The sequence below is a fragment of the Micromonospora sp. D75 genome (genome assembly GCF_018070405.1).
In the GTDB taxonomy this organism is placed as follows: domain Bacteria; phylum Actinomycetota; class Actinomycetes; order Mycobacteriales; family Micromonosporaceae; genus Micromonospora; species Micromonospora chalcea.
The window spans coordinates 1-7679 of sequence record NZ_JAGPXV010000266.1 but is presented as its reverse complement, the minus strand read 5'-3'; the positions used below and the strand labels follow the sequence as shown (position 1 = coordinate 7679).

The 7679-nt window shown below is 73.0% G+C and carries 8 protein-coding genes; 5 read left to right on the top strand and 3 right to left on the bottom strand.

The genetic code is table 11. The features are described from left to right. From KBX39_RS17125 to KBX39_RS17110, 4 genes are all read left to right on the top strand, one after another. On the top strand, nucleotides 1-387 hold a 387-nt coding region (locus KBX39_RS17125; RefSeq protein WP_210871490.1), incomplete at its 5' end, for a polyketide synthase dehydratase domain-containing protein. A 150-nt stretch (nucleotides 388-537) separates the two neighbouring features. Further along, nucleotides 538-1197: a DUF305 domain-containing protein gene (locus KBX39_RS17120; protein WP_064445482.1), complete on the top strand. Its 660-nt coding sequence runs from the start codon at nucleotides 538-540 to the stop codon at nucleotides 1195-1197. An 87-nt stretch (nucleotides 1198-1284) separates the two neighbouring features. Beyond that, entirely contained in the window at nucleotides 1285-1647 is a 363-nt protein-coding gene (locus tag KBX39_RS17115; protein WP_082930889.1) for a BlaI/MecI/CopY family transcriptional regulator, read from the top strand. Then, on the top strand, nucleotides 1644-2567 hold the full coding sequence (locus KBX39_RS17110) for a M56 family metallopeptidase (RefSeq protein ID WP_069088325.1): 924 nt from the start codon (nucleotides 1644-1646) through the stop codon (nucleotides 2565-2567). Before KBX39_RS17115 ends, KBX39_RS17110 begins: the two co-directional genes overlap by 4 nt. Nucleotides 2568-2594: 27 nt before the next feature. On the opposite strand, the gene KBX39_RS17105 is transcribed toward KBX39_RS17110, so the two are convergent. The 3 genes from KBX39_RS17105 to KBX39_RS17095 all read right to left on the bottom strand — a co-directional run bounded on the left by KBX39_RS17105 (nucleotide 2595) and on the right by KBX39_RS17095 (nucleotide 7424). After that, entirely contained in the window at nucleotides 2595-4163 is a 1569-nt protein-coding gene (locus KBX39_RS17105; protein ID WP_069088326.1) for a CopD family protein, read from the bottom strand. Nucleotides 4164-4456: 293 nt separating this feature from the next. Continuing rightward, nucleotides 4457-5890, bottom strand: a complete 1434-nt coding sequence (locus KBX39_RS17100) for a class I adenylate-forming enzyme family protein (RefSeq protein ID WP_210871488.1) — start codon at nucleotides 5888-5890, stop codon at nucleotides 4457-4459. Continuing rightward, on the bottom strand, nucleotides 5880-7424 hold the full coding sequence (locus KBX39_RS17095) for an NAD(P)-binding domain-containing protein (protein WP_210871486.1): 1545 nt from the start codon (nucleotides 7422-7424) through the stop codon (nucleotides 5880-5882). Before KBX39_RS17095 ends, KBX39_RS17100 begins: the two co-directional genes overlap by 11 nt. A gap of 63 nt (nucleotides 7425-7487) precedes the next feature. Between KBX39_RS17095 and KBX39_RS17090 the strand changes: the two genes are divergently transcribed. After that, nucleotides 7488-7679, top strand: a 192-nt coding sequence (locus KBX39_RS17090; protein ID WP_247660298.1) for an aromatic amino acid lyase, incomplete at its 3' end; no start/stop codon positions are given.

Here is a 7679-nt window from a genome sequence, read left to right as displayed (position 1 = left end):
ACCTCCCTGGACGTGTCGGAGCTGGCCGGGCGGGCGGCACGGGCGGGGTTCGCGTACGGCCCGGCCTTCTCCGGGCTGCGTGCCGCCTGGCGCGTCGGCGCGGACGTGTACGCCGAGGTGGCGCTGCCCGAGCCGGCGTCCGGCGACGCCGGTGGGTACGGGCTGCACCCGGCGTTGCTCGATGCCGCCGTGCAGGCGGTCGGGCTGGGCATCGTCGACCCCGGCGAGGCCCGGATGCCGTTCGCCTGGTCCGACGTGACGCTGTCCGCCCACGGCGCCGACACGCTGCGGGTGCGGTTGACCCCCACCGGTCCGGACACGGTGTCCATGCTGGTCGCCGACGCCACCGGGGCGCCGGCACACCGACTGGCCCCTGGTCCCGGATGAACCGCCCGGACCGGGGCCCACCCCGCCCGACCATCGGGCTGCGACTGCGAGCCGTAACGGTCCTGCGGACGTGAGGAGAGCACGGTCCGGCGTCTCGCCCGGACCCGACGACTCCGTTCCGGAACACCTCACGACAAGGACCACGTACTGATGAAACCGACCATCCTGCGCCGCGCCGCCCTCGCGGGCGTCGCCCTGTCCGCCCTGCTCGGCACCGCCGCCTGCGGCGGCGCGGACGACACCGGCGGCATGACGCACGGCACCGGCAGCAGTTCCGCAGCGGGCGCCTCGCCCTCGGCCGACGCCACCGTCAACGACGCGGACGTGATGTTCGCCCAGATGATGATCCCGCACCACCAGCAGGCGGTGACGATGGCCGACCTGGCCCCGACGCGCGCGAACGACCCCGAACTGAAGGCCCTGGCTGCCAAGATCAAGGCGGCGCAGGATCCGGAGATCGCCACCATGAAGGGGTGGCTCACGGCCTGGGGCAAGCCCACGGACCTGCCCAGCGACCACAGCATGCCCGGCATGAGCGCCACGCCCGGGCACGGCATGCCGGGGATGGACTCGGGGATGCCCGGCATGATGTCCGAGCAGCAGATGAAGGACCTCGCCGCGGCGAATGGCGCTGCCTTCGACAAGATGTTCGCCGAGATGATGATCGCCCACCACAAGGGTGCCATCGACATGGCCAGGACCGAACAGGCCGACGGGAGCAACCCCGAGGCCAAGGCGCTGGCCGCCAGGATCGCCTCGGATCAGGCCGCCGAGGTGCAGACCCTGCAGAAGATCCTCGACCGCCTGTAGGCGACCGGGTGCGGCCGGCCCTGGCGTCGGGACCGGCCGCACCGCCACGACACCTGACGTACCCTGACCGGCACGAAGGGAGAGCGCGTGGCGGAACTGGGCCGACTCGAATCGGCAGTGATGGACGTCCTGTGGCGTGCGCCCGAGCCCGTGCTCGTGCGCGACGTCCTCGACGCGGTGACCACCGACCGGGTCCTGGCGTACACGACGGTTCTGACCGTGCTGGACAACCTGCACCGCAAGGGCTGGGCCGTACGGGAGAAGGACGGCAAGGCCTACCGCTACCGTGCCGCCGGTACCCGCGAGGAGATCATCGCGCGGACACTGCGCCGGGTCGTCGAGACGAGCACCCACCCCGACCTGGTGCTCCTGCACTTCGCCCGATCCGCCTCCGACCGCGAGCTGCACATCCTGCGGCAGGTCCTGGACGAGCGGGAGTCCGGGAAGTGAGCCTCGCGCTCGCCCTCGTCACCGGCGCGGCGATGGTCGCCTGGTGTGGCCCCGCCGCGTTGCGGCTGTGCTTCCGGCACGTCGCCGACCCCGTCGCGATGCTGCTCGGCTGGCTCGGCCTGATCGTCGCGGTGTTCGCCACCTTCGTCCTCGCCACCGTGATGCTCCTCGCGCCGGGCAGCACCCGGCAGTGGGCGCTGCACGATCTCGCCCGCATCTGCTGGCACTGGGCGCAACCCAGCCGGCCGCCCGCCGTCGACGAGATCGTCGGGGCGACCGGCGCGCTGCTCCTGCTGGCCCTGCTCGCCCGGTTCACGGCGACCTGCACCCGCCGGGCGCTGCGCGCCCGCCGTGCCCGCCGCGCCCACGCCGACCTGCTCACGCTCGCCGGCGACCCGCCGGAGCGCGGCGAGGCGGCGGTGCTGTGGATCCCTCACCCGACCCCGATGGCCTACAGCCTCGGCGGATCCGGCGGGCTGACGGTGCTGGCCAGCGCCGCCGGTGACCTGCCGGCCGAGCAGCTCGCCGCGGTGCTCAGCCATGAGCGGGCACACCTGCGGGAGCGTCACCACCTCCTGGTGGCCGCCGTGGATGGGCTCGCCGCCGCCGTACCGTGGCTGCCCCTGACCCGCCAGGCGCCCGCGGCCGTGCGCCTGCTCGTCGAACTGCGCGCCGACGCCGCCGCCGTCCGCGAGTGCGGCCCGACCGCCGTCCGCGACGCGCTGCTGACCTTCGCCGGCGCGCCGCACCCGCCGTCCGCGCTGTCGATGGCCGGTGCCGATGTGGCCATCCGGCTGCAGCGCCTCCAGGGGCGCCGCCCGCACCGCCGTAACCTGCTCGCCCGTGCCGTGCTCGCCTCGACCACCCTGGCGGCCCCGCTGGGCGCCGGTGTGGTCACCGGCATCCTGTTCTGCCTGTAGACCCCGGGACCACCCGGGCGTCGCGGCCTACGTGCCGGTGTTGACCAGGATCGCGGTGGCCAGCAGGACAGCCACCATCAACACCGCCTCCGCCAGCACCGTGCGGCGCAGGCGACGCATCCCGTCCGGGGTGGGGTCGTCCAGCCGGGGCACCACCCGCCTGCTGTTGTAGAGCCCGACGACGGCCACGACCGCCACCAACGCGACCTTGACCAGGAGCACCCGTCCCCAACCGGTGCTCACCAGGTGACCGGGCCGGTCCAGGATCGCCACTGTCAGTGCGACGCCTGCGACACCCGTCAACGCCACGGCGGCGCTGGCCGGAACGGAGAATCGCACCGCCATCTCGGCGGCGCCCGTCGGCACACCGAGACGCGCACGCCCGAACAGCAACGCCGCCAGGAGCAGAACCCCGCCGACCCACACCGCCGCGGCGAACGTGTGCGCGACGTCCGCCGCCACGACGATCATCCGCGGTCCCGCGGTGACGGTGTGCCCGTCGAACAGGAACGAACCGAGCAGCAGCGCCACTGTGACACCGAGGAGCACCGGCCGGACCGCTCGCGCGCGTATCCGCTGCGCCTCGCCGCCGCTCACGTCACCGGCGGGCGGCACGACCAGGGGACGAGGGGCGGTCGGGATCGCGGCGACCGTCGCCACGGCGTGCCGCCCGACCGCGTGCCGGCCCCGGATCAGCGCCGCCTCCAGGGAACCGGCCACGAGTAACCCGGCCGCACCGGCGAACCGCAGGCCCAGCCCGGCGGCCACCGGCGTACGGCCGAGCGCGGTCAGCGCCGGTACGCTGACCGCCGAGGTGAGACCGCCCCCGCCGAACACGGCCGCCAGGGCCGCCAGTTCGAGCACCACACCGGCCGCCACAGTCAGCCCGGCGACGCGTACCCAGACCTGGACCAGCCGGATGTCGCTGCGCGTACCCACCAGTGTGGTCAGCGCGAAGACCAGACCACCCACACCGAGCAGGATCGCCCCGTAGGACAGCCACCGCCCCGCCGTGCCGACGAACCGCACCGAACCCTGGTCGGCGTCAGCCGTGTGACCCACCGCGTGCCCAGCGGAATGGGCCGGTGGGGACGCCGACGGAACGGCCGGTCCACCGTGACCGGTGTGCCCGTGCGAACCGGCCGTGGGCCGGGGGGTGGCCGTCGCGCCCGGTGGCGCGTCGGCCGGGACCACGGTGAACGTGACATCGCCGGTCAGGGGATGGGCGTCCGGGGCGGCCACGCTCCAGCGCAGCGTGAACTCCCCGTCGGTCAACGCGGCGGAGGGGTGGACCAGCCAGGTACGGCCCCCGTCGGGGGTGTGAGTGGTCACCGGAACGGCCGCACCCTCGCGGGAGAGCCGGAAGCCGGCCGCGGTGGGCGTGCCGGGGGCGCTGAACGTCAGCCGGATCTCCGCGACCGCGGCGTCCACGCGCGTGCCGTCCGCCGGTACGACCTTGAGCAGCTTGAAGTGCGCGGCGGCGGGCGACGCGAACCCGAGCACCACGAACACGGCGGGACAGCACGCCAGCCACACCAGCAGCACCCACCGTGCCGCGCCGCGCGCCGGTGACCGATGACGCCCCGGGAAAGGCACCGCTGATCCCTTCGTCGAGGAGGCGTGGAGCCGGCGCCCATCGCTCCGACCTGATGCGGTCGCCATCCTAAGGGAACTACTAGCAGTTGGTAGTAGAGAGCTGGCCTGGTCAACGGAGCAGTGCGTCTTCGTGGCGTCGGCGATCCGCGAGGCCGACCGGGTGCGCTACACCGCCTACCGCGTCACCTAGGTGGTTTGCGTTCCGGGCCTCAGGCCTGCGCTCCCGCGTAGATCCACGGCACGATCAGCGCGTACCCGAGCAGGAGCGCGCCGACGGTGACGACCGGTGAAGGTCATGTGGGTGTCGGGTACGCCAGGGCGCGCTTGTCCGGCTTGCCGCTCGCCGCCACCGGAACCCGCTCGATGGCCTGGATCGTCTTCGGTGCCGACGAGTCGCCCAGCGCCTCCGTCACCACGGCACGCAGCCGCCCGGCATCGATGTCGTGACCGGCGGCCGGCACCACGTACGCGTGCACCGCCTCCCCGGTGACGTCGTCGGGACGGCCGACGACGTACGCCTCGGCGACCGTGGGATCGGCGGCGAGGACCCGTTCGATCGGGCCCGCGTACACCAGGTTGGCGTGCACGATGATGACGTCCCGGATCCGGCCGAGCAGGTGCAGGTAGCCGTCGCCGTCCAGCCGGGCCAGGTCGCGGGTGCGCACCCAGCCGTCGACGAACACGTCGGCGCTCTCGTCCGGGTCGTCCCAGTAGGCGGTGGCCTGCGCCGGTGTCCGCACGAACAGTTCCCCCTCGGTGGCGGGCCGGCCGTCGGCGTCCCGGATGGACAGCGCGGTCACCGCCGGTGGGCGGCCGACCGAGGCGAGCGCGGCCGGGGACGCGAGCATCTCGGCCGGCGTCACCATCGTGATCATGCCGGTCTCGGTCTGGCCGTAGCCGTGGAAGACGACGGGGCCGAGCACGTCGAGCGCCTCGGCCAGCCGGCCCGGTGGGAGTGGGGAGCCGGACACCAGCAGGGCCCGCAGGCTGCTCAGGTCGACCGGATCGGCGCGCTGGTCGCGCTCGAGCTGGTACAGCTTGCCCACGGTGATGACGCTGGCGGTCGCCCGGTGCCGGGCGATCATGCCGGGGAAGCCCGGGGGCCGGGCCGCGACGCGGGTGCCGCCCGCGGCCAGGGTGAGGATGCCGTACTCCAGCATCACCTGGCTGCTCAGCGAGCCGAAGACCAGGTAACGCTGGAGCCGGGTGGCGAGGTCGGCGATCGCCGGGGGCCACCGGTCCGGGTACGGGGCCCAGGCCGCGCTCATCGCCGCGTACGTCTGCGCGCAGCCCTTCGGGCTGCCGGTGCTGCCGCTGGTCCAGACGACCCGGGCGACGTCGTCCGGGCGACCGGCGGCGATCAGCGGCCTTCCGTCGTCGGGGGTGCCCGCCAACTCGGCGACCCGGGCGTCGTCGACCAGCAGCGTGTTCTCGCCGAGTTGCCAGGCGCGGTGGGACGGTGTCAGGTCGGGGCGGATTCCGGATACCCGGGCGCCGACCGCGAACGCCGCGATGATCGCCGCGAACGCCTCCGCGGTGACGCCGAGCCGCAGGGCCACCCCGACGCCGGGGCCGGCCCCCGCGGCCCGGAGCCCGGCGGCGATGCGACGGACCAGCCGGTACATCTGGGCCGTGGTGACCCTCCGGTCGCCGTCCTCGAAGACCGGCCGGTCGTCACCGGTGGCGAGCAGGTCCAGCACGGGCTGCGGCCAGACCTCAGCCGGCATCGGAGAGCACGCCCTTGACGAAGAGCACGAGCGGCTGGTGGTGCACGTCCGGCAGATTCCAGTGGTTCTCCAGGTTCTCCGCGAGGTGGTGCGTCGCGACGACCCGGCCGCCGCGATGGACCCGGACGACCGGGTGCAGGTAGCTGGCGTCGTGCGCGTGCGCGGCGTCGTTCTCGGCGATCCGCGGCACCGTGACGTCGAACGGGTCGACCTGGTCGTGGTCCGGCCCGTACTCCAGGGTGACCACGAACGCGAACGGCTCCGGGCCCAGGCCGCCGTCGTGCACGTACGCGACGGGCACCTCCTCGTGGTAGCGCGCGGTGTCGCCGTCGACGACGACGACGTCGCCGAGGACCGCGAACTGCTGCCACAGCGCCGAGGTGCGGTTGATCCGGGCGATGACCGCGTCGGCGATCGCCTCCGGGGTGGGTTCCAGCGGCGTGGCCGGCCACGGGGTGTCGTGGTGGCGGGCGCCGAGGATGCGGTGCAGGGCCCGCACGCCGTACCGGAAGCCGTGGATGAACCCGTTCGTCGAGCGCTTGAAGTCGCGCTGCTGGGTGAGGGTGCCGGCGAAGTAGAGGCCGGGCACGTTCACCGACTCGTACGCCGGGGTCTGCTCGGGGAAGCGGTCGTTGATGACCAGCCGTGGCCGGGCGGACGGGTCGAAGATGCTCGCGTCGAACCGGAATCCGGTGCAGAGGATGACCCGGTCGTAGTCGATCTGCCGGATCGCCTCGACCGTGCGGGCGTACCGGAAGTCGATCCGGTAGCCGCCGTCGTCGCGCCGGGCGATCCGCTCGACGACGCCGTCGAGGACCGCGTTCTGCGACTTGAGCTGGTACGTGTCGAGGAAGTTGTTGTTCACCGCTCGCAGGTGCCCGACGTAGTGCGACTGCCACGCCAGCTTGATCGAGTGCGGGCCGGCGACGTGGATGACAGCGGCCGTCTCGACCAGGGCGTCAGCGGTCTCGAAGGCCGAGTTGCCCTTGCCGATGATGAGGACGCGCTGGTTCGTGAAGTCGTCCGGGTCGACGCTGACCGTGTCGTACCGCTCGGCGAGCGCGGCGCCCTCGATCGGCGGGACGTACAGCTGGGACACGCCGGTGGCGACGACCACCCGGCGGGCGGTGAGGGTGTCGTCGCCGGTGTCGACGGTGAACAGGTCGCCGTCGCGCGCGATCCGGGTGACCCGGGTGTCGTACCTGACCCGGAGGCCGCGTGCGAAGTCGGCGAGGTAGCGCACCAGGTCGGCCGCGTCCGGGAAGTACCGGCGGCTGTAGTTCTTGAACAGCAGCGCCGAATCGTCGGTGAGCAGCGAGTTCCAGTCCGCGCGCAGGTTGAACTCCGGATCGTCGGACCCGGTCCAGACCTTGTTGATCGAGATGAGTTGCCGGTGCCGGGGGTAGGTGGTGAAGAACGTGCCCGGCGCCGGGCCGGCCTCCAGGACCAGGTAGTCGCGGCCGTCGCGCTCCAGCAGGTGAGCGAGCTGCAACCCGGCCGGTCCGGCTCCGATGATCAGATAGTCGACCGTCATGCGCCGCAACGTAGCGACTCGATCTCAGAGCGTTCTGAGAATTCGTCTCTAGGGTGCGATCGCATGACGACAGAGGTGGACCTCGATGTCCCACTGCGGATCGCCGACCTCCGTGCCGCCCGTGACCCGGTCAAGGTCGTGGTCGGAGCACAGGCCAGGGAGCGCGTCACGGCCGCCCGTACCTTCCTGTCCGCGGTGCTCGGCGACGACCGCGCGGTGTACGGCGCGACCACCGGCTTCGGCGCTCTCGTCGGG